Below are 25,326 nucleotides of genomic sequence, written 5' to 3'. Positions count from 1 at the left end.
GCTTACAGGCCGGCTATAATTTCATAGGAGCGCATTCTTGCCTGATGGTCGTAAATATGGGCGGCAACCATAATTTCATTAGCGCCTGTAGCTTCAATATATGACCTCAGTTTTTCCCTTACCGTGTCTGGACTTCCCGCAATCGCTGAGCCCAGCTGATTTTGAAGCGCTATTTTTTCCGATTCCGTCCAAAGCTCATCCATATTGCGGACTGGCGGAGGCAACGGCCCCGGCGTATTGCGAATAAAGCTCAAAAAGAGCTGCTGCATGCTGGTAGCCAGATAAGCGGCCTCTTCGTCCGTATCTGCCGCAACTACATTCACGGCAACCATGCCATAGGGATCGTCCAAAAAGGCAGACGGCTTAAAGCTATTCCTGTAAAGCTGCATGGCCGGAACGGTGAAGGTAGGAGAAAAATGTCCGGCAAAAGCAAACGGCAATCCCAGCTCCCCGGCTAATCTTGCGCTAAAGTCGCTGGAGCCCAGCAGCCAGATCGGCACAGCGGCTCCTTCGCCCGGAATGGCGCGTACCGGCATGGCAACCTCCGCTCCCGCAGGATCAAGATATGCTCGAAGCTGTTCCAGCTGCTCCGGGAAATTGCCGCCATTGGTTCCTCTGACGCCGCGAAGCGCAGATGCCGTTAGCTGGTCTGTTCCTGGGGCGCGTCCAAGACCCAGATCGATTCTGCCCGGAAAAAGCGCGTCGAGCGTTCCGAATTGCTCGGCAATGACAAGCGGCGCATGGTTGGGCAGCATAATGCCTCCCGCTCCGACACGCATCGTTGTTGTCCCGGCTGCAACATGTCCGATAACGACCGAGGTTGCAGAGCTTGCGATGCTTTGAGCATTGTGATGCTCCGCAAGCCAATAGCGATGATAGCCCAGCCGCTCGGCATGCTGCGCTAATTCCAACGAATTGCGCAATGATTGCGAAATAGTGCCGCCTTTAACAATTGGAGCTACATCCAGGACGGAAAATGGAATATGATAAGAAGCATGGGACTTGTCCTGCCCCTTTTTCGGATAAGCAATAGCCAATATAGTCACCTGCATCCTTCATCAGTTTTTTCGTTCGTTATATTTCTGTCAATATACTGTAATATTATTATATACAGTTTTTAATGTCAAACACCATTCATATGGGAAGAAAGGAGACCTTTATGCAGCAGCCATGGTCGGTAAGGGATATTCGGACTTTGTGCGGGGAAGACGGCTATTGGCGAGGCCTCTCTTATGTATCGGAAGGGAAAGCCATATTAACGGGCCGCAGCCTTGTGCCTGAGCAATATCGAGTGGAGATTGGCGGCAGTCGTAAATACAGGGTAGCCATAACCCGGATGGCAAACGGAGTTTTTGAACCGGAATGCTCCTGCCTAGCATCGGCAGCCGGTCCTCCCTATTGCAAGCATGTCGCCGCCGCTCTGCTTCTGCTTGCCGATCTTTCCGAAGAGGTTGGCAGCGATGATATAGAACTGGATGAATCCGCGAACTTGAACGACAATACATCCAATATTTTTGTTTCTAGAGGCAAAAGTTATTTGCGCGGAGGCAACGACCGTCAGGCCGTTAACGATATGATCGGGATGTTCGGCGGCAAATCGCCAATCGCCGACGAAGCAAACGAAGCAATGCCGGAGGAGCGCAGCGGCATTGTGCGCGATGATCGGGAACAACTGCACATTATTCCTTTGCTTCAGCTTGTTCCGCATGGCTCGGGTCGCCATTGCATAAGACTGGAGCTAAAGGTAGCTGCAAAACGCACCTATATTGTTCAGCAGCTCTTGCCGTTTCTTGAGGCGATTGCTGGCGGCGAGAGCTACTCTTTTACGGAACGATTTTGCTATGACCCCTCGCTCCATCGCTTTTCTCCTTCGGACGAAGCGTTGCTGCACAAGCTGAATACGGTAGCTGCCGCAGAGCAGAGATACCGTGCAATTCTACTGAATAACCGTGAACAAGTGAATAACCGTGAACAAGCCGCCTTATCTCCAGAGCGGGAACGCACGATGATCATTCCTCCTTTTGCATGGGACGAGCTTTTGACTTATCTTCAGGGTACTGGCCGACTTCAATTGCAGTCCTTCAACTCTTCCGGCAAACGGGAAGAACCAAAGCTTTTTGTCAATCCGGCATATACCGACCTTAAACGTTTGCCCCTGCTGTTCCGTTTGGGCCGCTCTGACGAAAATAATGGAGATTATGAGCTTCAGGCGGAAGGACTGCGCGAGGTCATCGTGCTGGATGCTTACGGAGCTGCTTTTTGCGGCGGTGCTTTTTATCGGCTGTCTGGAAGGCGGCTGGAGCAGCTGTACAAGCTGAAATTGCTTATGGAAGCAGCCGATTTCAGCGACGGCCTTGCGCAAACCGTCAGCATATCTCCGCAGCAGGGCAACGATTTTATGCAAAAGGTTGTTCCTGGTCTTGCAGCGCTTGGGAAAATTGAAATTAGCGAGGAGGTATCCTCCAGGTTATGGTATCAGCCGCTAAAAGCCCGCATGTATTTGGACCGGGTAAGAGGCAAGCTGCTGGCAGGTCTGGAATTTCAATATGGCAGCATCGTCATTAATCCGCTCCAGGATGATGGAGGACAGCGCGGCAGCGATTTGATCATCATGCGCGACAGCGAAAAAGAAAGCCGGATTTTAAAGCTGCTGGAGCATAAAAGCTTTGGCCGGACGGAAGGCGGATATATTATCGAAGGCGATGACGCCGAGTTCGATTTCCTTTACGGCATAGTGCCCAGACTGGAGCAGGAGCTTGAGCTTTACGCCACAAGCGCAGTCAAGCTGCGCATTGCGCCGGAAACCATCATGCCCAAGGTACAGTTGGCTTGGGAGGAAAAAACGGACTGGCTGCACTTTTCCTTCAAGCTTGACGGCATATCCAACGGGGAAATACAGGAGGTTGTTAAGGCAGTCGCCGAAAAGCGGCGATATTACAAGCTTCCCGGCGGAGCGTTATTGCCGCTTGAAACCGACGCTTTCCAGGCGTTGCTCAGAGTTATGAACGGCGTTGGCTTGCACCAGCCCGCGCTTTTTCAGGAAGGCTTCACGCATGGCATCAAGCTGCCCGTTTCCAAGGCTCTAGGATTGATTGAGCTTAGCGATAATAACGGGGAATTTAGCGGGAATGTATCCATAAACAGGCAGCTGCGCGAGCTGTTGAACCATTTGCGCCATCCCGACCAATTGGATTTTCCGCTGCCACAGGAGCTTCAGACCGAATTGCGCAGTTACCAGAAATATGGATATCAATGGATGAAAACCTTGGCCTTTTACGGATTTGGCGGTATTCTTGCGGATGAAATGGGCTTGGGCAAAACGGTACAGAGCATTGCCTTCATCCTGTCCGTGCTGCCGGAAATCCGCGAAACGGGAGAACCGGTCTTAATCGTTGCGCCGTCATCGCTTATCTACAACTGGCGCAACGAGCTTGCCAGGTTTGCCCCCGGCTTGCGAATAACGCTTGCTGACGGCTCAAGCAAGGAGCGGGCATTTCATCTGGACAAGCTTGGGGGAAATAAAAATGATTCCGCGGCAGCTCCAGCCGATGTCATCATTACCTCATACCCGCTTCTGCGGAGAGACGGCTCCAAGTATGCCGGACAAAGCTTTCATACGCTCATTCTGGATGAAGCGCAAATGTTTAAAAATGATTATACGCAAACAGCAAAGGCCGTAAGAGGCTTGGCTGCAAAACATGCCTTTGCATTAACGGGAACGCCGATTGAAAACAGGCTGGATGAGCTATGGTCCATTTTCCGCGCCGTGTTTCCGGTTTTGTTCCCGGATAAAGAGCAGTTTGGACAATTGACGCGTGCCGAAATTGCCAAGCGGAGCCGTCCCTTTTTGCTGCGCCGACTTAAAAGCGATGTGCTGAAAGAGCTTCCGGAAAAAATCGAAAGCGTGCAAACCTCCCAGCTTCTGCCGGAGCAAAAAAAGGTTTATGCCGCATATTTGGCAAAGCTTCGCCAGGATACGTTAAAGCATCTGGATAGCGACAATTTTGGCAAGCTTCGCATCAGGCTTCTCGCCGGCATTACCCGGCTGCGCCAGATTTGCTGCCATCCTGCATTATTTGTGGAAGGTTATCAGGGCGATTCCGCCAAGTTCCGGCAGCTGCTGGAGCTTCTGGACGAATGCCGGAGCGCCGGAAAAAGAGTGCTGATTTTTTCCCAGTTTACCTCCATGCTGAAGCTGATTGGCAAAGAGCTGGCTTATTTGGAGCAGCCTTATTTTTATCTGGATGGCGAGACGCCTCCGGCAGAACGGGTTGAGCTTTGCAGCCGTTTTAATAATGGCGAAAACAATCTCTTTTTATTGTCGCTCAAGGCTGGCGGGACCGGACTTAATTTAACCGGCGCCGATACCGTTATTTTGTATGATCTCTGGTGGAATCCTGCCGTAGAGCAGCAGGCCGCCGACCGCGCTCACCGGATCGGTCAGCGAAAGGTTGTGCAAATTATAAGAATGGTTGCAGAGGGAACCATCGAGGACAAAATGATGGAGCTTCAGGAGCGCAAGCGCACCTTGATCGACGAGGTTATTGAACCCGGCTATGAGGCTTTGTCATCCTTAACGGAGCAGGATGTGCGCGAGCTGCTGTCTCTGTAAAAAGGGCGTTTGTATAGTATCTGCTCCCTCATGTGGGGCAGAACGCCGAGGTGTCTTCTTCATCATTCAGCTCCCCTGTTAAAATGACCGATAACCATCAGCGTTGTAGCCCGCCGCTTCCTGCAGCAGTTCCTCGGAAGCGGCTCCACTTTTGTTGGTTCCTCTTATTTCATCAAGGTGTAGCGAGCGCTCCTTGCAATTTCAAGCTACATTTTTCCCAGTTCTCTTAAAAGCTTGTACAGATAATGCAGACCCACTAGTTGCTTCTGCAGAGCCTTGTCCATTTCCTCCAGTGCCGATCTGGCAATCTGGATTGCACGGACTATATTTTGTTCACCTACCTCATACAGCAGCTCTTTAATAGTTGAGAGATCATAACCTGCATTCCTGAGCGTTTTTATGAGGATCATTTGCTTTAACGAATCCGGACTAAACAAACGATATCCATTCATGCCATCTCTTTCTACCTGAAGCAATCCAATTTGATTCCAATAACGTATAGCAGAGGCGGCAATACCTGTCTGCTGCACAACCTCATTAATCGTCATACACTCACGCAAAGCTCCGCCAGCCTGCGGTTTATCCGGCTCCTCCAGCAGGCTCACCGCACGAAGAGCGATTTGCTTATCGCGGTTTTTCAACGTTTGGGCATCGTTAATTACCCACAATGCCGAATCAATATTACCTCTTTTGACATGACGCAGTACCGCTCCTGTCAGCTTGATCCCGAAGCCCTCCCCCATGTTTCGTATACACTCAAAAAATGCCAAATGCTCTAATGTATATATCCGATATCCGGAGGGGGACCTGGGAACAGGCGGAATTAATCCCCAACTTTCGTAATGCCTCAAAGCGCTTGTGCTCATACCAATTCTCCGGGCAATATCAATGGGCCTCAAGCCTTCTCCTTCTTTCATTTCCACACCTCACTAACATTAAAGTTTAATGATAAGGTTTACTGGAACTATTATACACGAAATTCCATAAAAGATTATCTCTTGCTTTATTGTTGTAAGATGTGAATGAAAACGATATCCGGGAGGTCGTAAGCATGTCTGTAATGACCGTAAAGAATTTAACGATGACGTATAAGGTACCCGTTCGCCCTGCAGGTCTCAAAGCTTCACTTCAATCTCTATTCAAGCGTCAATACCGATATGTAAAAGCAGTTGAGCACATCAGCTTTACTATTGGGGAAGGTGAGGTGGTTGGTTTTCTTGGGCCTAATGGAGCCGGAAAAACAACAACGCTCAAGATGCTTAGCGGGATTCTTCATTCCTCTGATGGAGAAGCGAAGGTGCTGGGCCACATCCCTTGGCTGCGCGAAATCTCATACCTCAAACAAATCGCCTTTATCAGAGGCAGTCGGCCAATGTCTGTTCCTGGCGAGCTAACGGTCAAGGACGCCTTGTTGTTTCAAAAAAAGCTTTATGATGTCACGGACTTCGACTATCGCAGGAACGCTGCCGAGCTAGTTGACATGCTGGATCTGGAGTCTTTGCTCCCCAGGCAAGTACGTGCATTGTCGCTTGGGGAGAAGATGCGCTCCGGTCTTGCCTGCTCGCTGCTGTATCGTCCAAAGGTTTTGTTCCTTGACGAGCCAACCCTTGGGCTGGACGTAACTGCTGTAAATGCCATACGCAAATTTTTAAAGCTATACAGCAGCCATACTCGGGCAACCATTCTGCTCACAAGCCATTATATGGCCGATGTAGAGGCTCTTTGTGGACGAATCATTCTGATTAATAAGGGGGAGCTCCATTATGATGGCCGACTCTCGGCCTTGTATGACGCGATGACGCCATATAAGCACCTTCATATTTCATTTACGGATACAAATGGCTTTTTATGGGAGGATATCGGCGATGTCATTCATTCGGAGGATCACTCTATCACACTACGCATACCTAAGGAGAGGATTACAGCAGTGACAAACCGAATTCTCTCCTCCTTCAGCGTACACGATCTTCTGGTTGTGGAGCCGCCGCTTGAGGATGTAATGGAGCAGATTTTCAGTGAAGGGAGTATTCATAAATGAGACGGCTGCTTCGCATACTGCAAGTTTATGTTAAAAACGCCTTCCTTCAATGGCTGGCCTGGAGAAGCTTTGCTTTTACGCTGGTTGCTAATCAGGCCGTTACGCCCTTGATCGGACTTGCCGTGTGGAGTACTGCACTGCCTGGCAACAACACCCTGCCGCTATATTACTTCGTACTCCTTATTGTCCGTCTCATGACTGTATCCTATGAAAACCATACCTTTTCAGGAAAAATATATTCCGGGGAATTAGCAGAAGAATTATTGCGTCCGCACTCCATTATTTTACAGCCCATCGGTGATAATTTGTCCATACGCATCTGGCATATAATTATTGGCACGCCTGTGCTGGTAATCGTACCCCTAGTTTTTCCAATGACCGGTATTCGGGCTTCACTTATTGTTGCAGCTCTTCCCGCCTTGTTTCTTGCAGCTTGCCTGCAATTTGTATTTACATTCTCTTTGGCTTTAACAGCCTTCTGGACAGAAAGAGCCCATGCCGTCGTAAGCCTGGGCGGCACGCTGGTTTTCCTGTTGGGAGGCGTCGCTGTACCGGTTGGACTGATGCCGGAGATGCTTCAGTCCGTTGTTGAGTTTTTACCCTTCCGACTAATGATGGCTCTTCCGGCTGAAATCATCACCAGCTCCACAACATCCATGGACATCATAAACAGCTATCTGCTCCAGCTTTTCTGGTTGTTGGTTTTTGCTATGACGAGCTTATTGCTTTGGAAAAAAGGGGTTAGACGATATACGGTCGTAGGAGGTTAAACTATGATAAAGCACCTGCAATTATTTCATTGCATATTTACCATCAGTCTTCAAAGACAGCTCGCGCATCGCGCCAATCTTTTCTTTGAAATCCTGATGACAGCCATTGGATTGTTATCTGGCATTTTTGCGGTAGCCGCTATTTTTTCTCGTACCAGTTCACTCGCAGGATGGTCCCTCGGAGGAACGATTGTTTTGCTTGGCAGCTATCAGTTCGTAAGTGGAATAATCGCCGCATTTGTCACTCCAAATCTTGCATTTTTTCAGCCGAAGGTTACGAACGGCGAAATAGATGAGGCACTGCTCAAGCCGGCATCAAACCTGTTTCTGATGAGCTTGGGAACCTGCCAGCCATGGGCAATTACACAAAGCCTGCTTGGTCTGGCTACCGTTGGCTTTGGAATCGCCATCGGCTCGATTAAGCTGACAGCCCTAAGCCTCCTGCTCTATGGCTTGCTTCTATTTATTGGGGTGCTTACAGCATGGGCATCAAGAGCGCTGCTGGCTTGTCTGGCATTCTGGGCGCCGGGCATGGAGCCATCCATTATTTATGATGCATGCTGGGAGCTGGGACGATATCCTCTTGCTGTCTATCATCCCTTTTTGCAGAAGCTCCTGACCCATGTTATTCCCATCGCCTTTATATCAACATTCCCGGCTCTGGTTCTGGTACAGGGGCCAACTAAAGCTTTGTTTATTGGAAGCTTGATTGGAGGGTCAATTTTTCTCATTCTCGTGTCAATCGTTTGGCGGCGCGCTTTGAGACGATACACCAGCGCCACTAGCTAAAGGTAGATATCAAAAGGCGGACAGAAACGTTTGTGGTTTCCATCCGCCTTATTTTAAAATCAGTTTATACGCCTATCTGCCTGGTTGGAGCCCTATAGTGTGAAGCCCTCCTACGCCAATCTGGGCTTCAATAGCCGCTTTAAGCTCGGAGAAATTCCGAATCTCGCAATGCGGCTGATGCTCCGACTCCGGCCTTGCTCCCCTGTGATTGAACCAAATGGCTCTCCAGCCCGCATCAAGAGCGCCCACCATATCATTCCGCCAGGAATCGCCAATATAGAGACAATGCTCTGGAGAAGTACCTGTTTGAGCATTCACATGACGGAATAATCGGATATCCGGCTTATCCCAGCCATGTTCTCCCGATATAAAAATATGATCCGGCTTGACAAGCCTCTCCAGCTCCATAGCTGCAATTTTTTTGCGCTGGTGGCCGCCTTCGCCGTTTGTTATCAGCCCCGTCACATAGCCGGCCTGTTGCAGCTCCCTCAATAGCTCCCGCGCTCCGGGAAACATCTCGATATCGTATTGGCAGCCCATGTAAAGTCGCTGCGCCTCTGCTCCTTCGCCTTCCGTAAGCGTAATGCCATATTCCGCCAAGGTCAGCACAAAACGGCGGCTGCGCATACCTTCCACCAGCTCGCCGTCTCCCATTGCTCCAGCTCCGCCTAACTCATGGGACAGCTTGTCGCTGTAATAACGAAAATAGTAATACGCCTCGCCAAAAGGAAAGTTTTCTGGGTCCGGAAGCCATTTCCCAATCGCTTTGCGAAACGGCAATAAATGATCATATAAGGTATCGTCAACATCAAAAAAAACGGCTTTTTTCATCTTTATTTCTGTTCCTCTCCTGAATGCCTATACTTAAGCGGCCATCATCATCGTTATACCTCCAAATGAAGAAGTCGATGGCTGCCGGGTATCCGTGCCGAGGCCAACAACGAGATCAACCAATGCGGGACCATCGCCCTCCAGGCAAGCCCAGGCCAGCCGATTAAGCCAATCCTTGTCGGCCCTGCTGTATCGGCTATTACCCAAAAGGCTCTCTTGTTCTGCAAAATCTTGCTTATAATCCATTCTGCTTTGCTTGCGCTCCTCTTGCGCCTCTAATTCCTTTTCATCGCGAAGCAAATCTTCCCTAATATGACTAACCGCATTTCTGGCCCGAAAATGCGCCGATTTCACCGCACCCTCTGTCGTTTCCAATATTAAGGCTGTATCGCTAATGGAATACGACAGCACCTCGCGCAGCAGAAACACGCCAAGCTGCATTGGGGACATCCTGTCGCTCATCGCTTGCAGCAACGGTTCAATTTCCACCGCCGTAATTACATCGCTTGCCGTTTCATGGGCAAGGCCAACGCTTTTGTCCAGCATTAAACGTTGTTTGCGGCATTGGTCTATCCATTTATTTTTGGCGACTCGAAGCAAAAAAGCCTCGGGATTGGCATGCCCCTTCTCCATAAGAACAGGAATCGCTTTAAGCCAAGTGCTTTGCGCCAAATCCTCTGCTTTTTCCTTTACTCGGGCTATAGAGAAACAATAACGGAACAAGGTCAGATGCAAGCCGGACCAGTCCGGCTCTTTATGCTCTTTTTCCTTTTCGAAGCCTGCTTTTTCCATCTACATGTACCTCCTCAACATCAAATGCGACATGCGCCTGCTTAAGAGGAAAACGAATAACGGGTTCAAAAGGATACGCTCTCGCCCTATTTTACCACATTACGCTGCACCCGTATCTTTTTGCTGCCGCCAGCCGTTTGCATAGTGAAACCAAAAGCGATATGGAGGTTATACAAAATGAGCATACCTGTTCCTTATGTACTGGAGCAAACAAGCCGCGGCGAAAGGTCCTATGATATTTATTCCAGACTGCTTAAGGATCGAATCGTGTTTATCGGCTCCGAAATTAATGATGCGCTGGCCAATACCGTCATCGCCCAGCTGCTCTTCCTGACCGCAGACGACCCCGAAAAGGATATCCATATGTACATTAATAGTCCCGGGGGCTCTGTTACTGCCGGCTTTGCCATTTTTGATACAATGCAATATATCAAGCCGCAGGTGCAAACGATCTGCACTGGCTTTGCCGCTTCGTTCGCCGCTATTTTGCTATTGGCCGGTGAGAAAGGCAAACGTTTCGCCTTGCCGAACAGTGAAATTATGATTCATCAGCCGCATGGAGGCGCCAGAGGGCAAGCCAGCGATATCGCCATCACCGCCAAGCACATATTAAATACGCGGGAAAAGCTTAACCGGATTACAGCCGAGCGAACCGGCCAGCCGCTAGAGAGGGTGGAACGGGATATGGACCGCGACTACTTTATGTCAGCGGAGGAAGCCGTAGCATATGGAATAGTAGATAAGGTGATCTCGTCGCAATAACAAAATAACCTGTGTAAAGGAGCGTCATGATGAAGCTGCTTATTTTGGGAGGGAGCCGTTTTCTCGGCAAGCATATGCTCAAAGCGGCGCTAGCCCGCAACATTGAGGTTACGCTTTTTAATCGGGGCATATCCGGGGGACAGCCTGATCCCGATGTAGAAATCTTGCATGGCGACCGCAATGCAGATATGAATATCCTCCGCGGCAGACAATGGGATTGCGTCATCGACACATCGGGCTATTGGCCGTCGCAGATGCGCTCAGCCGCCAAAATTTTGTCGGACAATATCGGACACTACACCTTCATTTCCACTTGCAGCGTCTATAGCGACTTCACTGCGCGCAATATCTCCGAAACGGACGGCCTATTAACGCTTGAGCAGGAACAGTTGTCAGTCCTTGATGCAGAGCATGCTGAAAAAAGCCTTCAGTTAGAGCATTACGGTGCATTAAAAACTCATTGCGAAGAAGTCCTGCGGCAAGCAATGCCAACCCGTTCCCTTATCATAAGGCCCGGTTTGATTGTTGGCCCTTATGACGTCAGCGACCGTTTTTCCTACTGGGTCAAGCGCCTGATGCGCGGGGGGAATGTGCTCGCGCCAGGCAGCAGAAGCCGTCCCGTTCAGCTTATCGATGCCCGCGACTTGGCGGAGTGGGCGGTATCTCTCGGCTCGGCGTCGGTAACCGGCACTTTTAACGCGACCGGGCCAAAAAACGTGCTGACAATGGGGGAATTGCTTCAGGTTTGCCGGGATACATGCAGCAATGAAGCAGAGTTTACATGGGTGAGCGATGACTTCCTTCAAGAGCAGAAAATACAGCCCTGGACCGAGCTGCCGTTTTGGCTTCCCGATACAGAGACGGGTACTCCGGGAGATGTTGGCGGTATTTTTTCTTTGTCGGTCAAACGAGCCATAGATATGGGATTGAATTTCCGGCCGCTCCATGAGACGGTGGAAGATACAATGCACTGGCTGCTTGAAGCCCGGCCAGAAGCATTGGGCAGCCTGAAGGCAGAGCGCGAACAACAGCTTCTTGCTTTATGGCAATTACGTTCAACACGGTAGATTTAAAAAAGTAAACTCGTGATATTTCACCTCCGGACAAAAGTACAAGCAATTGCTAGAGCTAACTCATAGCATATAGTACTTCGAAAGAGGAAGGTGAAAATATGGCTAAAAACAGATTATTGTTCAGCACCCCAGTTAATGGCGTATCCCTGCGCCCAGGCACAAGCGAGCTGATCACTGGCAGGCATCATGGAGGCGGCGATCATCATGGTCACCACCATCACCATCGGAAGCATCATCATGACCACCACCGCGGAGGCGGAATTGATGTGCGCGAATTCGAAACAATCCGTGTAGTGGCCGAAAATCGGAGAACATCAGTTTCTCCTGTTTATCTGGTGCTGCTTGTTTCCGGTCGCGGCGAGCGGGAAGGAAAGGAATGCAGAAGTCGTCACGTTCAGGAATTCCGTCTTGCCAAAATCAGATTGGTTCCAGGTCAATCCTTCTCCCAATCTTATCGGGTGCCGGGTGAAGTATTAAGCATCGTTGCTTATGCTGCCCGCAGCAAACGCTCCTGCTACAGAGGTTTGGACACAATTGACGTTGCCGTGTTTGGCCACAAGTAACAGAAACGGCTAATTAGTGAGTAGTCAGTTCGAAGAGCCTTGCTCCGCCATCCCGAGGATGACGGCGGCAAGGCTCTTTTTTTATTTCGTATTTTCGTTTGCGGCTGGACCAAGCATATGCTCTTGCTCTTGCTCTTGCTTTTGCTTTTGCTTTTGCTTTTGCTCTAGTTCACTTCGCGCTCCACGATTGCACTCCCCCATACCGCTTCCCCGTTATGGGATAACGCGGTAAAGGACATCGTTTCCTGCCTGGCCACGGCATCCCATTGCTTGACAAACACCCCTTTAAAAAGCGTGCCATTTAGCGTTATCTCGCATTTGCCATCCCCGGTCAGCGTCCACGTACCGCTCCAATCCCCGGAAATACTCCCGTCCTCCTTCAGCTCCAGCAGGACGGATTCCTTCACCTCGTTTGAAATATCCTTTCCATGATTAACCGCCTTGTAGCTCCCCGGAATATCGGCTTCCGCAAACGTCCCGTCCGGCTCCCCCGAATATCGCTGCGGCGACACAACCGGCCATCCGTCTGCATTGATATACATTCGGTGCACACGAACCTCGTATTCCTCTCCTCTATATGGAAAACGAGTATGGAAGATTAAATAATAGCTTCGTTGCTCTTCATCATAAAAGGCTGAATTATGGCCGGGAGATACATAGCCGGCGCCAATTCCTCCGCCTGCCTCGCCCGGCTGCCGGCGCAGCAAATAATTGCCCATCAGCTTGACGCCATATGGCTCTATGGCCCGGTCATCAAAGAATGAACCCGCCGCTCCTCCGGCCTTGATCATGTCCTGGTCCTCCGAGTCCACATAGGGACCATCCGGCTGGCTGGAGCGAGCTACACGGATGTTGTAGCCGCCGGAGGCATCCAAACCGCCATATGACAGAAACAAATAATAATAGCCGGCTTCCGGGCTGTACAAAATGTAGGGCGCTTCAATCCGGCTGTGATTGGCGCCAAGCAGCTTTTTCCCGTAGCCTTGATCCGGCAGGGGCAGCCCGGTTGCAGGGTCCATTTTCAGAATAAAAATACCGCCGGAATAGGAGCCGTACACCATCCAGAGCAGTCCTTCATGATCAAAAAAGGTGTGAGGGTCAATCGTATTGGGATGAATAGTAGGATCGTAAACGATGCCGTCCTCGCTTTTTTCGCCCCACATGCCGGATTTCAGAAGGATGCCGACATTGGAAAACGGTCCCACTGGCGAATCCGACACGGCAAGGCCAATTGCCGCGCGCGGCGAATCCCCCTTGCAGACGCTGTAATACATATAAAATTTCCCATCGGCTAACTCAATAACATCGCCCGCCCAAAAGGTATCCGTCTGCCCCCATTCCAGCGCGTCCGCCATTTCAGTCGTCACATTGGGAATTAGCGGGTTTCCGTCCTTCACGCCAGAGGAAATGGATGTCCACTGCACCAGATCGGCTGATTTGGCCGATTGAAGATGAGAGCCGTAAATATAGTAGATACCATCCGTTTTTATAATGGAAGGATCATGCACGGACACCTCTGCAAAGGCTGGCCCCGCGTTTTCTGCTTCCATAGCGGAGCCGCTGTCTGCCGTAGGCTGGTTTTTGCTGGCTGTCATCTGCTCACCATTTTCCGCCGTTGTCCCGGCATTGCTATCGCTTGGCAGCAATCCGCTCTCCGCATTGGAGGCTTTCCCGGCAACCGGCTCCGTTTCGGAAGATGCTCCCTTGCTGCAGCCTCCCGCGATAGCCGCCGTCAGCAGCAAAGCAAGCACAAGCCGTTTTGTTTGCTTCATAAAAGCTCCGCCCTCCTTATTAGCTCTGTTATTCCCCTGCAATGCCGGAGCGCTCTACGCTTTCAACAAAGTAGCGCTGAACAAACAAATACATCAGCAAAATAGGGAGGATGGACAAAATGACGCCTGCCATAATCTGATTAATCAGCGTAGGCGCCATGCCGATCGCTTCCGCCGATATCGACTGCGACATCTGCTCCGCCGACATATTGGCTTTCCCGTAAAACCCGCTCATTCGCTGCGCCAGATTATAAAACGGCGGCAGCTGCAAATAAGTGCTTGGCTGGAAGTTGTCATTCCAGTGCCACACGCTGGAGAACAGGAATACGACAAGCATGGCCGGCCGTCCCAACGGGAACATGATTTGCCAATAGGTTCGCATATGCCCCGCTCCGTCTATCCGCGCAGCTTCCTCCAGCACGCCGGGCAAACGTCTGTAAAACTGGATAAAAATGAGCACAAACAGCGCGCCCTGCAAGCCATGTCCAAAAGCCGCCGGAACAACAAACGGCAAATGGGTGTTAATCCAGCCCAAATCGCTAAAAAACATATACAGCGGGACAACGATGGTTTGCGGCGGAACCAGAAAGGTGAATACAAGCAGCCCCAGCCAAAGGCCGTAGCCCGGGAAGCGGTATCGGGCAAAGCCGTAGCCGATCAGCGAGCAGCTGACAATTTGCAGCGCCGCGCTTCCAAACGATGTAACGACGCTGTTCAGAAAGCCCTGCCAATATTTCATCTCCGCAAAAGCAACCTGGTAATTATAGAGGCTAAACCGCGTCGGAATCCAGCGCACCGTTGCATCCGCCACATCCCAGCTTTGCATCAGCGATTTGGAAACCATATAGAGCAGCGGATAAACAAATACAAACGACAGGCTGAGCAGCACAAAATAATAAACGAGGCTGGAGACAATAGCCTTGCTTCGTTTCGCCGCCGAATGCCTTAGGCCCGCCTCCAGCCGGCCGCTAATATTGCGTTTTACATAATCCAGCGGAGCCTCCTTCATGCCGTCACCCTCTCCCTTCCATCGATGTCAGGCTTTTGCGAAACAGCAGAAACACAATGCCCAGCAGCATAAAAATCATCATAAAATAAATCCAGCCCAGCGCAGAGCCGTAGCCGTAATTGTTATTGCTGAACACCACGGTGCGGAGATGGTTCATAACGCCGTTGTCGGCCTTTGTAAACGAATTGACCATCGTAAACAGCGTGTTGACGAATACCATCGGCAAAATCATTGGAAATGTTATTTTCCAGAAGCTTTCCCATTTGGTTGCTCCGTCGCATTTGGCGGCTTCATAGAGCTGAGGCGAGATCGTTTGCAGGCCCGCCAGAAAAATAAGAATTTGCACGCCGGAATCCCACATAACAAGCGTCAGCGAATCCGAATACTCAAGAAGTGTAACCAGCCCGTCGCCGGGAATAAACAGTCTGAGCTTGCTGTACAAATCATATTGCATAAAGATAGGAAGCTGTGCTGCGCCTTGCTCCATCAGCTTTTTCAGAATTGTGCCCGAAGCAATAATAACCGGCAGGAAAAAAATACCCCGGAAAAACATTCTTCCTCTGGCATGGCGGTTTAGCAAAAGCGCGCAAATCATTGCAAACACAAGCACCAGCGGGACATGGGACAGCATCGTTGTCATCGTTTCCCGAAGCAACGGCAAAAAGTTAACATCGACGGTAAAGGCCGCCCTGAAGTGAAGGGTGCCTACATATTCAGCGATAAGCCCCTCGCGGCTTGTTTTCAGCTCCTGGAAGGAATAATAAAGCGAGCGTCCAAGAGGGATCGCCATAAACAGAAAAAAACCGGCAATCCACAGCCCTACAAAGGAATATCCCTCCAAAAAATGACGCCAACGCATGTTTAATTTCCATTTCATGATGGCCTTTTCACACTCCCGTCACTGCAAAATCCATTGAACCAACCCGCATGCCTTCCACTTCCACGTCCCGGTCGCTATAATTGACAACGGCCTTAACCCCGTTTTCGTATTCCGTCAAGTAAACGCCGGCTTGAAGCTGGCGATGGCTGGTCATTCGTTTTCCGGCTATTGCTTCGTAATAGGGCTTAAGCCGGTTGTATTCCTCTACAGCCGTATCCAGCCATTGGGAGGCCTCCGAGCTGAACAACCTGTCCTCCAGCGTTCGCTGAAGCTTGCTTGTTGGCGCATGCGTCAGCTCGTAGCTTGGCAGCGCGCCATATTCCACTGCTTTTAGAAACTCGATGGCGGAATCCTCACGGAGATTGGCCGGCGCTGCATAATAAGGCACCAGTCCATGCAGCGCAAGCTGGTAGAAGGGAACCGCTTCGTCGGTAAAAATGTAGCCGCTGCTAAAAAGCGGCGCATTATCAATTCGGTCCACAGCTCCAAGCGTATAGCCAAAGCCGTAATCGACAGCTGTTCTTCCCGTCTTCTGGCGGGCGTCCTCCAATGCCTGAATCCATACCGCTGCCGTTTCGGCCCGGCTTGTATAATCATTGGAATCCTCATCGGAATAAAGCAGCTCCCCCATATACTGAAATTGAATGCCTTTTGCCCCGATTTCGGCTGCCGTATCCAGCTCCTTGGCAATATGCTTCCGGTAAGTCTGCTCCGGCTTCATTAAATAGAAGGAGGCATTGCCATTGGTCCAGCGGGTCGCTAAATAATAGCTTGTCAATTTCAGCATTTCGCGGTCCATTCCCCGCACCGCATCCTTGCGCTTGCTGAAGCCGCCGCTTTCGCCAAACGGCTTGACATAGTTCGTCCGCAAATAGAGCGGCGTATCCTGCTGCGCGGCAAAGTCAGCCAGCTTCTTGAGACCCGACTTTCCGCCAAGCTGCGAGGCTGCGGGGAAATGATCAGGCTGCTCGCCGTACAGGCCGTTTTTCGACCAGCCGTCCAGCGTAACCTCAAGCTCTTCAATGCCTCTCTCCTTAAGCTCCGCAATAATGGCTTGCGCCTGCTCGAAGGTGGTCATCCGAATAAAGGTACTGCCTAAAATTTCATCCCGCTTTATTCCGCCTAGCAAGGTCAGCGATAGCGGCGCCGAGCTGTCGGCTACAGCCTCGATGCCGCGTTCGTTGATCAGGTAGCTGCGATAAGCGGCGGCCATTCCGACATACCCCGCCTGCTCCTTCTCCAGCAGCACATAACTCAGGCTGCGGTCTCCTTTGATCTTTTGGCCTTGATAATAAGGAATTTGACCGGATGAGCCGATAAAAATGACATCATTTTTACGATAAATAAACTCGGCGGAGCTGCGGTACAACGGGATGCTGCGAATGCCTGCCGGCGTACCGTTAATCCGGGCGTCATAATCGCCCTGTGTCACGATGCCGAGTGTGCCGATGCCGTCCCGGTACATGCCGAATACTGGCAATGCGGCAAATTTCCTTGGCGTATTGGCTCTCATGCCGCCAAGCGAGACCATATCATGCGTTTGCGTAATAAAGGTGGGGTCAGGGCCATAAATCATCTCCGAATATCCCTTGAGATAAGCGGGATGATTGGGGCGGAAATGCAGCAGCGCCCCCGAGCCGTCGGGAAGCAGCATTGCGCCCTCCTCGCTTTCGGCGGCCGCATTCATAAACGGCAGCGGCTCGATGCTGATCAGCTTGGCCTTGCCTTCCTCCCGGATGGATGAGTATGGAATCGTCACCTCCAGGCCCGTTTCGGTCAGCCGGTATACGACATCAAAATAAAGCTTCTCCACCTCAAAAGCAAAACTCACGGTAACGGAGTCGCTTCCGGCGGCTATGGAAACTGCCGTTTCCTTATCCTTTAGCGAATAAGTGGATGTAATATCCGCGCCTTCCGTATATTTCAGGTGTACGGCGGAATCCATAAATTTTTTGTTGTTTGGCATTGTGCTGCGCGGAACAATCGGCGCTCCCAGCCACTCCGTGCCGCTTTTTTGGCTCGTCACCCTGACGTTTCCGGTTTTTTCGTCCAGATAAAGAGTATAAGTGCCATTCTCCAGCATTTTGGTTACAGCCGTTACCGGATACATGGATACTTCTCCCGGCTGGGCTTGAGCCATATTGCCGCTATCCTTTTTTTCGTCGTCCGCCGCCAAGACCGTTGCCTCTTTAGATGCTGCCTCAGCAACATCGGAGGACGCTTCTCCTGCGCCAGCTTGGGATTGCGATCCAGATGCTTCCGGCTCCGAGCCGCTTGCTGCGGACTGCGACCCTGCCGATTCCGGCTCCGGGCCGCTTGCTTCCGACTGAGCTACGGCTTCTGCAGCGCGGGCCCCGGATGGCGGCAGAAATTGCTGGAATGCCCCGGCAGCCAGCAGCGTCAAGGCTATCCCCCCGATTATCCATTTGCGTGTACGCCGTTTTTTCATCTGGCTTCCCCCCTAAGCACGCAGTCTTATTTCCTTGACCATATCGTAAACAAAGCTCATAAACTGATTGGACAACCCAAACAGCAAAATGCCGACAAACCAGACAATTAACATGCCAATGATGCTAAGCACGGTAATAAACAATGTTTTTTTCAAATCAAAATTATGCAGGATTTTGACCATCAGCAGCAGCAGCCAGACCATCCAGCCATTAATCGCGTACATTAAAACATTGACCGTGCCGGATTCGTCGAGCGACAGTACGCGCGTGAGCAGCGTGACGGGAATCATAAACACGATAAACGGAGCCAGTACAAACGCGCTGCCGTACACAATTTCCTTAAACTTTCCTTCGCCATCCAAAATAGCGCTTACCGCCCAATGCGCAACACACCAGGTCGCCCATGGCGCTATCAGCCATATTAATTCCTGGAGCGCCGATATTTGGTAAGGCTCGCGGTCTTGATACGCAAAACCCGCAGCATACAGAGAGATCATTCGCACGGCATATGCGCTAACCACAAGCAGCAGCGCCTGCCGTATCCGTATAACGCCCGGCTGCTGAATATCTTCAAAAAAGTCGATTGGCTTAAACAAAATACGGCGCATCATCGCCACGGCGCTCATATCGACTCACCTTCCTTTGCATGTGGGGATAGCGCGACAGGAGCAGTCCGTGCGGCATTCGCCGTTTTTTTGCGCCTCGCGAAGCGAATAGCACCGGGAACGCCCCACCGCAGAGCGGCAAACAGCAGCATGGCGCCAGCCGCAAGCATCGTAAAGTTTTCCCGGACATATTCCTTGCGGTATTCCTTAAAGGCCAAGGAATAGTCATGTCTCGCCCGGGCCAGCTTGAAATAATCCATCGCTTCCTTATATCTCTCCGCCTTGTACATAGATTTGCCGATCGCCTGGTAAGCCATCTCGAAGTTGGCGTTTTGCTTCAGCACCTCCTGCCACAGCGACTCCGCCTCGCTATAGCGGCCATCCACATACAAAACCGATGCCTGGTGCACCAGATCAGCAAACGGCGTTGTGCGGAACCAGTCAATCCGGTTGCGCCCCCGATCCACCACATAGATAGTGCCGTCTTTATTTTGGCTTACGCCGGAAGGGGTTGCGAATAAGCCGTTTTGCTCGCCGACGCCACCGAACGAAAACAGGAAGTTGCCCAGCTTGTCGTACTGAAACAGCTTGCTGGTCTGAAGATCAAGCGCCGTAATAATCCCGTCGTCATCAACCGTCACCCCGATAAAAGAAGCCATTGTAAACGGCCCGACGCTGAAGTAGTCGCCGTATTGCCGCGAAACGCCAAAGTTCAGCGTGTCCACGCCAACCGGAGACAACCGTTTAAGCTGATTGGCCTCTTCGCCAATCGTTGTTGTATACATAAAGCCTTCTTCATCCATATCCAGATCCGAAAATTCCGCCGGCACGATTGCCGCGAGCTTGCGGCGCTGCTCCTCCGTGGCGATCAGCTTGACAAAAAGCCTGCTCCAGCTGAATCCGACATGGTTGGCTCCATAGAACCCTCTAAATTCACCCTTCGGGTCAATTTGCAGCAGTCCTTGCGTATTGCCGTCGCTGACCACAAACATATAGTCGCGTTTATCCAGCACGATTTTGGACGGCGAATAGGAAAAGGTCGCTCCGATAAGCGGGCTTTCCGGCTTGGGATAGTCCCGAATAAATCGGCCGTCCTTATCGAAGACGGCAATTCTGGAATTTTTCGTATCGGCCACATAAACGGTGCCGTCTTCCTTCACATAAACGCCCTTCGGCTCGCTGAGGGCGCCTTCTCCCTCCGTATCGCCGTAGGTTCGCAGGTATTGATGGCCGGCGTCCAGCTCCACGATCCGGTTGTTGCCGGAATCGGCAATATAAAGATTGCCCTCCTCCGAAATAAACATCGACTCCGGGCGGTTCAGGGGCCCGCTTGGCCAATTGATGCCGTCGATAGAGCCGTCATACATATAACCTGCAATGGAGCGCACGTCCCGCTGCGATGAGTTGTAGGTGTAGCTGTCGTACGGGGCCGATGCGGATACGCTTGCCGGTACAAGCAAAGACAGCGCAAGCACTGCCGCTATAGTGAAACGGGCTTTCCCGGATATCGTCATTCTGCGCTCCCCCTATTCTTTCAGTCCCGAATGCGCCATCGTCTGCAGCACCATTCGCTGAGATGTGATAAAAACAAGCAGCGTTGGAATAATCATCAGGAAGCTGGCGGCGGCAAAGGTGCCCACCCGGGCAATAACGCCCGCTCCCCCTTGAATGGTCTGTATGGCAAGCGGCAGCGACTTCATATTTTCGCTTGTTGTATAAACCATAGACGGATAGGGATCATTCCATGCCGTAATGAAGCTGAACAGAGCAAAGGTAGCAATGGCGGGCTTCAGCATCGGCAAGATGATGACCCAAAACACCTTCCACTCCGACGCTCCGTCAATCCGGGCCGCCTCCAGCAGCGCGTCCGGAATTTGCCGCAGAAACTGTGTCATCAGAAACATGCCGACCGGAGCCGCAAGGTAAGGCAGAATCATCGCCCAATACGTATTCATCAATCCGCTTTTGCTCATGAGCAAATATTGCGGAATTTGCAGCACCATGGGCGAAAACATCAGCGCGGCTACAATCATGTCAAAAATAATTTTTTTGAACGGCATATTATGCTTTGCCAGCGGATAGGCGGCCATCGCCGATATGAACACCCCGCCAATAACGATGCCGCCGGTAACGATGACACTGTTCAGAATGAACCTAAGAAAAGGAACATTGGACGTGCCGGTTATAAGCAGCAAATCGCGAAAGTTGAGCAAGGTTGGATTTTGCACAAAAAATCGCGGCGGGAACAGAAACAGCTCACTAATCGGTTTTAGGGCCGTTGATGCCATATAAACGAGCGGCATAAGCATCAGCAGGCCAAAAACGGTCAGGAAAGCGTACAGCGACATGCCGCCCCAGTCGATTTTTTTTCGTACTGCAAATAAGCGGGTCATCGGTCAATCCCTCCCCAGCAGGTTGAATATCAGGCGATTAAGTCCCATCATGAGAAGGAACAATACCACTGCAATGGCAGAAGCGTACCCCATTTCAAACCGGATAAATGCATAATCAAACAAATGCGTCAATATGGTATGCCCTGCATACAGCGGACTGGGCAGCCCGACTAGCTGCACGCTGACATCGAATACTTGCAGCGACGACACAACCTGCATAATAGCGCCGAACAGAAGCTGAGGCTTTACCGAAGGCACTGTAATATAAAACAGCTGCTGCCAGCGGTTTCGGATACCGTCGATTTCCCCCGCCTCGTACAAATCCTTGGGCACATTTTGCAAGCCCGCCAAAAAGGCCAAAAACCCAACGCCCATGCTCATCCAGAGAGAAACAATAATAATGACCGGCACAATGGTGCGGATGTCCTGCAAATAAAGAAACGGTTCATCCAGCAAGCCAATGCGGATCAGCCAATGATTCAGCATTCCCTTCCGGTCGCCTGCGAACATATACAGCCACACGACCGACATTGCGGTAGCGCTTGTAATGGACGGCGTATAAAAGCATAACGTATAAAAAAAGCGGTATTTTATCGGAATCTGGCTAATGAGCCAGGCCAGCAAAAAGGCCATCACATACCCGACCGGTCCCGTTATAAACGCAAATTTCAGCGTAATGCCGACGGCCTGCATAAAGATATCGTCATCCACAAACAACAGCTTGTAGTTGGAAAAGCCGATAAAACGCGGCGCTTCCAAAATGTTATAGTAGGAAAAACTCAACGTAATGGATGTCAAAATCGGAACGATGATAAAAATGAAAAACAACAGCAGAAACGGCGCTAGAAACAGATACGAAACCTTGTGCCGCTTCATTTCGGACCATAGCTGGGCCAGGCGTGAGCGGGAGGAAACGGGCAGCGTTCCCGTTCCTCCCCCGGTTCCCGCCTCTATCGGTTTGGCGCTCATGGCTGCTCTCTCTCCTCTCCCTGTCCCGATTGCCGGTCTAAGCCAAACTCCTCCCGTTTCTTGCGCAGCTCCTTGTTGATTTCCTTCACGCCCGCCTCAACCGCCTCGCGGTGAATGCGGCCGTTCAATACGATTTCATTCCACATATTCGCTACGTGGCGGGTGGTGAAATAGCCGCCCAGCACAACCTCGCGCTCGCGGAACCATTCCCACTGCTCCAATATGGCTTCGATATCGGATTGCTGCCACGGCAATCTTTGCAGCGCCTCGACATTCGCCGTATTCCAGCGCGCCTCTACGCCAAGCAGCGCCTCAAGCTCGGAGCCAAACCTTTCTTGAGCATCTGCGCCCGTCCACCATTTCAGAAATTCCCATGCCTCCTCCTGACTCTTGGAGGACTTGAAAATAATTCCGGTTTGGGCCAGACCGCCCGTCGAACGGTTAATTTGCCCGTTTTCCTGCTTTATTCCCGGCATTGGCTTCATGCTCCACCAGCCCGTCAGCTCGGGCGCCGCGGTGGACAGCAAAATATAAGTGGAGTAATCGGCCACCCCAATCGGCATCTCTCCGGAGCGGAAGCGGTTGTAGAAATCCGCTTGCTTGGCGATCCGGTAATTGGTGAACAAGCCGGTCCACATCCGCATGGCCTGCATCGCCTCCGGCGAATCCAGCGCGGAGCGGGCCCCGTTTTCCGTATAAAAGTCGCCGCCATTCTGAAACAGAAACGGGGCAAACTCATTAATCGCCAGCTGCGGCATATTAGGGGCATGGGGATAAAAGAAATCCATTCCGTTTTGCTGAAGCAGCGGAATCAAATCCATAACCTCCTGCCATGTTTGCGGAATATCCGCCTCCGAAATACCCAGCTCGCTCATAATGTCCTTGCGGTAAAACAGCATGTAGAAATTTTGATTTTCCGGCAAGGCATAGTCGCCGCCGTCATATTTGTAAGGAATCAGCGCGCCGGGCCGGAAACGGTCCGCTACGGCTTCATAATCCTCGAATTCATTCAGATTAACCAGCGCGTTCCGAACGGCAAAATCTATCGGAACCTCGCCCTCCACGCCAAGCGCAACATCCGGCGCCATCCCCGACGTATTGGCCAGCATCAGCAATTGCATTTGCTGTGCGGGAATGACGTTTACATTCACCTTGATGCCCGTCTCCGGCGTAAAGTCCTCATCAATCATTTGCTTGATGATTTCGACCCAATCGCGACCGCGCGCAATCCAGACATCCAGTACCTCTTCATCCTCGGCATATACCGTGCCTACGCCGCCATATTCCTTCGTAAAGGAACGAAACAAATCGCCTACGCTTGTTCCCGCCCGAACGTACCATGGAGCGGCGGGACGCGGCCATTCCTGCTCAGGCGATTTGACGATCAAATAATCCAGCACCAGGCTATGCCTGCTAAGACCGTTCACCCATAAGCCCAGCGACGATTGCAGCTCTGTAAACTGAGTCAGACGCGCCGGTATGGTCGAAGGCTGGTCCGCCATGCTAAGCAGCACGTCCCGCGCCTCATAAAGCGTGCTGACCTCCGAGCTTCCTCTTTTGACCCCGAAATCGTACAGGCTCTGGATGCCGTCCTCCAGACTCCAGGCCATATTTTGCAGTCTTGGCTCCAAATCGGGAATATTGCGATCCAGCTTCCAGTCTGCGTTGGGATCGGGGTTTGTGCCGGTAACGCGGATAACCTCGCGTGTCAGCAGCGACATCTTCTGAATCGTATCCGTCACGTTTTCCAGTATTTCGCCCAAGCCGCCGATCTGGACCTCCATCCGAATGATGTTTTTGCCCTTTTCCAGATAAAACAGATAGCTGTCGTCCCCGGGACTGAAGGTGCTGATTTGCCATTCCGCCTTATAGGGAAATGACACCGCATTCATTTCCTTGAAGGGCAGCTCTCCATTAATCGTCATCTTCCGCTGTACAGGAATGCCGTTCAAAAACCATTGGCCGTATCTGGCTCCTATATGGTACAAACCGCTTTCCGGAACCTCGAACTCCCATTCGGCCCATTGGCCTCCCTCGCGCCAGCTCAGTCCGCCAAAGCTGTTGAGCACAACCGCATCCTTATTAAAGGGCTCTGTATCCGGTTCGCGGTCTTCAATTCTTTTTAGCGTTGGGTCGGAGCGCAAGGTCGACGTTTCCGCCTGTACCTTGATCAGGTGTCCTTCCGTCTTTTTATAGCCTTTTTCGTCGTACATCACGCTGATTTCGTCATAATCCGGGATCACTTTGGGAGAAAACACCCGCAATTCTCCGATAGCGGCCGGCTCCCTGACCGTATGTATGCGTACAACATGCGTTCCTTTTGTCAAATAAAAGCGGAACGGCTCCTCCACCTTTGCTTCCGCATCCGTAAAGTCGCGGTATTGCCAGCCCGATACTTCCTCCCGTTTGGGATTGTATTGATTGTTCTGATTGTCATGCCACGGCTCGCCGGCTTCGCGCCACATCCGGCTAAAATCCAGCTTTTTGGCTTGGAAAAACGGATATTTCCCATCTATCATGACACTTCGGACAACGTCAGAACGTTTGCCCGGCAGCGCATAATAACTCATGCCCATCTGGTAAAAGCCATCCTCCGGCACGGAAACCTCATAATCGGCCCAGCTGTCCTCCTCCAGAAGCGCAACAACAGGAGCAGCCATGCCATCCAGTCCCGTCTTCTCGGCTGTGCCCTCAGGACTTAAGCCGCTATAATCCAGCGAAGGAATAACAATTTGGAAGCCCTGGCTATCGCTTGCCCCGCTTTCCTTGTGAAGCCCGATGTATTTGTAATAGGACGGCTCAAGCAGGCTGCTTGTGTCCTCTCCTTGCAAAATAGAGCTTTCATCCAGCCCGTCATGGCGCGGAACAGACGCCATGGCCTCGTCATTAAATCCCCGATTGGCGTTCCAGACTACAATAAAGACAGTCGTCGCGATGAGAAACAAAAGCGTCATTTTGTATGTTTTCAAAAAACGAAGCAAAAAGATGTCCCCCTATCCAGTGATTTCGGCCTGCGAA

Annotated in this window: 20 protein-coding genes; 7 read left to right on the top strand and 13 right to left on the bottom strand. The window is 51.3% G+C overall.

What is annotated here, in order from left to right; all coding sequences use genetic code 11:
• Window positions 1-2 precede the first annotated feature (2 nt).
• Entirely contained in the window at window positions 3-1,040 is a 1,038-nt protein-coding gene (locus tag A7K91_RS16690; RefSeq protein ID WP_245697608.1) for an LLM class flavin-dependent oxidoreductase, read from the bottom strand.
• A gap of 119 nt (window positions 1,041-1,159) precedes the next feature.
• On the opposite strand from A7K91_RS16690, the gene A7K91_RS16685 reads away from it, so the two are divergent.
• Window positions 1,160-4,612 (top strand): DEAD/DEAH box helicase, encoded by a 3,453-nt coding sequence (locus A7K91_RS16685; RefSeq protein ID WP_068684758.1) that lies wholly within the window; start codon window positions 1,160-1,162, stop codon window positions 4,610-4,612.
• A gap of 206 nt (window positions 4,613-4,818) precedes the next feature.
• On the opposite strand, the gene A7K91_RS16680 is transcribed toward A7K91_RS16685, so the two are convergent.
• On the bottom strand, window positions 4,819-5,529 hold the full coding sequence (locus tag A7K91_RS16680) for a MerR family transcriptional regulator (protein WP_068684756.1): 711 nt from the start codon (window positions 5,527-5,529) through the stop codon (window positions 4,819-4,821).
• Between the two features lie 134 nt (window positions 5,530-5,663).
• Between A7K91_RS16680 and A7K91_RS16675 the strand changes: the two genes are divergently transcribed.
• From A7K91_RS16675 to A7K91_RS16665, 3 genes are read left to right on the top strand one after another with little or no spacing between them, the layout of a single operon-like run.
• Window positions 5,664-6,650 carry an ABC transporter ATP-binding protein gene (locus tag A7K91_RS16675; protein WP_068684754.1) on the top strand — a complete coding sequence of 329 codons (987 nt, stop codon included), beginning with the start codon at window positions 5,664-5,666 and terminating at the stop codon, window positions 6,648-6,650.
• The gene (locus tag A7K91_RS16670) at window positions 6,647-7,420 is read left to right on the top strand and encodes an ABC-2 family transporter protein (protein WP_068684752.1); all 774 of its coding nucleotides are present in this window, start codon (window positions 6,647-6,649) and stop codon (window positions 7,418-7,420) included. Before A7K91_RS16675 ends, A7K91_RS16670 begins: the two co-directional genes overlap by 4 nt.
• 3 nt (window positions 7,421-7,423) lie before the next feature.
• Entirely contained in the window at window positions 7,424-8,209 is a 786-nt protein-coding gene (locus A7K91_RS16665; protein WP_068684750.1) for an ABC transporter permease, read from the top strand.
• A 72-nt stretch (window positions 8,210-8,281) separates the two neighbouring features.
• Here the strand turns inward: A7K91_RS16665 and A7K91_RS16660 are convergent, their stop codons facing one another.
• Both A7K91_RS16660 and A7K91_RS16655 read right to left on the bottom strand, forming a co-directional pair.
• Entirely contained in the window at window positions 8,282-9,040 is a 759-nt protein-coding gene (locus A7K91_RS16660; RefSeq protein WP_068684747.1) for an HAD family hydrolase, read from the bottom strand.
• A 33-nt stretch (window positions 9,041-9,073) separates the two neighbouring features.
• Window positions 9,074-9,832, bottom strand: a complete 759-nt coding sequence (locus A7K91_RS16655; RefSeq protein WP_068684745.1) for an RNA polymerase sigma factor — start codon at window positions 9,830-9,832, stop codon at window positions 9,074-9,076.
• Window positions 9,833-10,009: 177 nt separating this feature from the next.
• On the opposite strand from A7K91_RS16655, the gene clpP reads away from it, so the two are divergent.
• From clpP to A7K91_RS16640, 3 genes are all read left to right on the top strand, one after another.
• Window positions 10,010-10,594, top strand: coding sequence for an ATP-dependent Clp endopeptidase proteolytic subunit ClpP (gene clpP, locus A7K91_RS16650; protein WP_068684743.1), 585 nt, complete (start codon window positions 10,010-10,012; stop codon window positions 10,592-10,594).
• A gap of 26 nt (window positions 10,595-10,620) precedes the next feature.
• A complete protein-coding gene (locus tag A7K91_RS16645; protein ID WP_082967505.1) occupies window positions 10,621-11,661 on the top strand; it encodes an NAD-dependent epimerase/dehydratase family protein in 1,041 nt (346 codons plus the stop codon).
• A gap of 104 nt (window positions 11,662-11,765) precedes the next feature.
• Window positions 11,766-12,230, top strand: a complete 465-nt coding sequence (locus tag A7K91_RS16640; protein WP_068684739.1) for a hypothetical protein — start codon at window positions 11,766-11,768, stop codon at window positions 12,228-12,230.
• A 164-nt stretch (window positions 12,231-12,394) separates the two neighbouring features.
• Here the strand turns inward: A7K91_RS16640 and A7K91_RS16635 are convergent, their stop codons facing one another.
• From A7K91_RS16635 to A7K91_RS16595, 9 genes are all read right to left on the bottom strand, one after another.
• The gene (locus A7K91_RS16635; RefSeq protein WP_156739631.1) at window positions 12,395-13,825 is read right to left on the bottom strand and encodes a glycoside hydrolase family 43 protein; all 1,431 of its coding nucleotides are present in this window, start codon (window positions 13,823-13,825) and stop codon (window positions 12,395-12,397) included.
• Window positions 13,826-14,030: 205 nt separating this feature from the next.
• Window positions 14,031-15,011, bottom strand: a complete 981-nt coding sequence (locus tag A7K91_RS16630) for a carbohydrate ABC transporter permease (RefSeq protein ID WP_068684735.1) — start codon at window positions 15,009-15,011, stop codon at window positions 14,031-14,033.
• 4 nt (window positions 15,012-15,015) lie between these two features.
• Window positions 15,016-15,888 (bottom strand): carbohydrate ABC transporter permease, encoded by an 873-nt coding sequence (locus tag A7K91_RS16625; protein ID WP_068684733.1) that lies wholly within the window; start codon window positions 15,886-15,888, stop codon window positions 15,016-15,018.
• A gap of 10 nt (window positions 15,889-15,898) precedes the next feature.
• The gene (locus A7K91_RS16620; protein WP_068684731.1) at window positions 15,899-18,340 is read right to left on the bottom strand and encodes a DUF5696 domain-containing protein; all 2,442 of its coding nucleotides are present in this window, start codon (window positions 18,338-18,340) and stop codon (window positions 15,899-15,901) included.
• A 12-nt stretch (window positions 18,341-18,352) separates the two neighbouring features.
• Window positions 18,353-18,967 carry a Yip1 family protein gene (locus A7K91_RS16615; RefSeq protein WP_068684729.1) on the bottom strand — a complete coding sequence of 205 codons (615 nt, stop codon included), beginning with the start codon at window positions 18,965-18,967 and terminating at the stop codon, window positions 18,353-18,355.
• Complete coding sequence (locus A7K91_RS16610; RefSeq protein ID WP_068684727.1) at window positions 18,964-20,460, bottom strand: SMP-30/gluconolactonase/LRE family protein; 1,497 nt, start codon at window positions 20,458-20,460, stop codon at window positions 18,964-18,966. The genes A7K91_RS16615 and A7K91_RS16610 overlap by 4 nt, the downstream gene beginning before the upstream one ends.
• Before the next feature lie 12 nt (window positions 20,461-20,472).
• Window positions 20,473-21,339 carry a carbohydrate ABC transporter permease gene (locus tag A7K91_RS16605; RefSeq protein ID WP_068684725.1) on the bottom strand — a complete coding sequence of 289 codons (867 nt, stop codon included), beginning with the start codon at window positions 21,337-21,339 and terminating at the stop codon, window positions 20,473-20,475.
• Window positions 21,340-21,342: 3 nt separating this feature from the next.
• Window positions 21,343-22,308 (bottom strand): carbohydrate ABC transporter permease, encoded by a 966-nt coding sequence (locus A7K91_RS16600; RefSeq protein WP_068684723.1) that lies wholly within the window; start codon window positions 22,306-22,308, stop codon window positions 21,343-21,345.
• Entirely contained in the window at window positions 22,305-25,289 is a 2,985-nt protein-coding gene (locus A7K91_RS16595) for an extracellular solute-binding protein (protein ID WP_068684721.1), read from the bottom strand. Before A7K91_RS16595 ends, A7K91_RS16600 begins: the two co-directional genes overlap by 4 nt.
• Between the last annotated feature and the right edge of the window lie 37 nt (window positions 25,290-25,326).

The sequence above is a fragment of the Paenibacillus oryzae genome, assembly GCF_001675045.1.
GTDB lineage: Bacteria > Bacillota > Bacilli > Paenibacillales > Paenibacillaceae > Pristimantibacillus > Pristimantibacillus oryzae.
This window is presented reverse-complemented; position numbering and strand designations above follow the sequence as displayed.

Excerpts from the sequence above, each read along its gene's own strand:
- A7K91_RS16665 (WP_068684750.1), top strand. The coding sequence starts at position 7,424 with ATGATAAAGCACCTGCAATTATTTCATTGCATATTTACCATCAGTCTT.
- A7K91_RS16600 (WP_068684723.1), bottom strand. The coding sequence starts at position 22,308 with ATGAGCGCCAAACCGATAGAGGCGGGAACCGGGGGAGGAACGGGAACG.
- A7K91_RS16640 (WP_068684739.1), top strand. The coding sequence starts at position 11,766 with ATGGCTAAAAACAGATTATTGTTCAGCACCCCAGTTAATGGCGTATCC.
- A7K91_RS16605 (WP_068684725.1), bottom strand. The coding sequence starts at position 21,339 with ATGACCCGCTTATTTGCAGTACGAAAAAAAATCGACTGGGGCGGCATG.
- A7K91_RS16680 (WP_068684756.1), bottom strand. The coding sequence starts at position 5,529 with ATGAAAGAAGGAGAAGGCTTGAGGCCCATTGATATTGCCCGGAGAATT.
- A7K91_RS16685 (WP_068684758.1), top strand. The coding sequence starts at position 1,160 with ATGCAGCAGCCATGGTCGGTAAGGGATATTCGGACTTTGTGCGGGGAA.
- A7K91_RS16620 (WP_068684731.1), bottom strand. The coding sequence starts at position 18,340 with ATGAAAAAACGGCGTACACGCAAATGGATAATCGGGGGGATAGCCTTG.
- clpP (WP_068684743.1), top strand. The coding sequence starts at position 10,010 with ATGAGCATACCTGTTCCTTATGTACTGGAGCAAACAAGCCGCGGCGAA.
- A7K91_RS16645 (WP_082967505.1), top strand. The coding sequence starts at position 10,621 with ATGATGAAGCTGCTTATTTTGGGAGGGAGCCGTTTTCTCGGCAAGCAT.
- A7K91_RS16660 (WP_068684747.1), bottom strand. The coding sequence starts at position 9,040 with ATGAAAAAAGCCGTTTTTTTTGATGTTGACGATACCTTATATGATCAT.
- A7K91_RS16610 (WP_068684727.1), bottom strand. The coding sequence starts at position 20,460 with ATGACGATATCCGGGAAAGCCCGTTTCACTATAGCGGCAGTGCTTGCG.
- A7K91_RS16625 (WP_068684733.1), bottom strand. The coding sequence starts at position 15,888 with ATGAAATGGAAATTAAACATGCGTTGGCGTCATTTTTTGGAGGGATAT.
- A7K91_RS16615 (WP_068684729.1), bottom strand. The coding sequence starts at position 18,967 with ATGAGCGCCGTGGCGATGATGCGCCGTATTTTGTTTAAGCCAATCGAC.
- A7K91_RS16635 (WP_156739631.1), bottom strand. The coding sequence starts at position 13,825 with ATGACAGCCAGCAAAAACCAGCCTACGGCAGACAGCGGCTCCGCTATG.
- A7K91_RS16675 (WP_068684754.1), top strand. The coding sequence starts at position 5,664 with ATGTCTGTAATGACCGTAAAGAATTTAACGATGACGTATAAGGTACCC.
- A7K91_RS16670 (WP_068684752.1), top strand. The coding sequence starts at position 6,647 with ATGAGACGGCTGCTTCGCATACTGCAAGTTTATGTTAAAAACGCCTTC.
- A7K91_RS16630 (WP_068684735.1), bottom strand. The coding sequence starts at position 15,011 with ATGAAGGAGGCTCCGCTGGATTATGTAAAACGCAATATTAGCGGCCGG.
- A7K91_RS16655 (WP_068684745.1), bottom strand. The coding sequence starts at position 9,832 with ATGGAAAAAGCAGGCTTCGAAAAGGAAAAAGAGCATAAAGAGCCGGAC.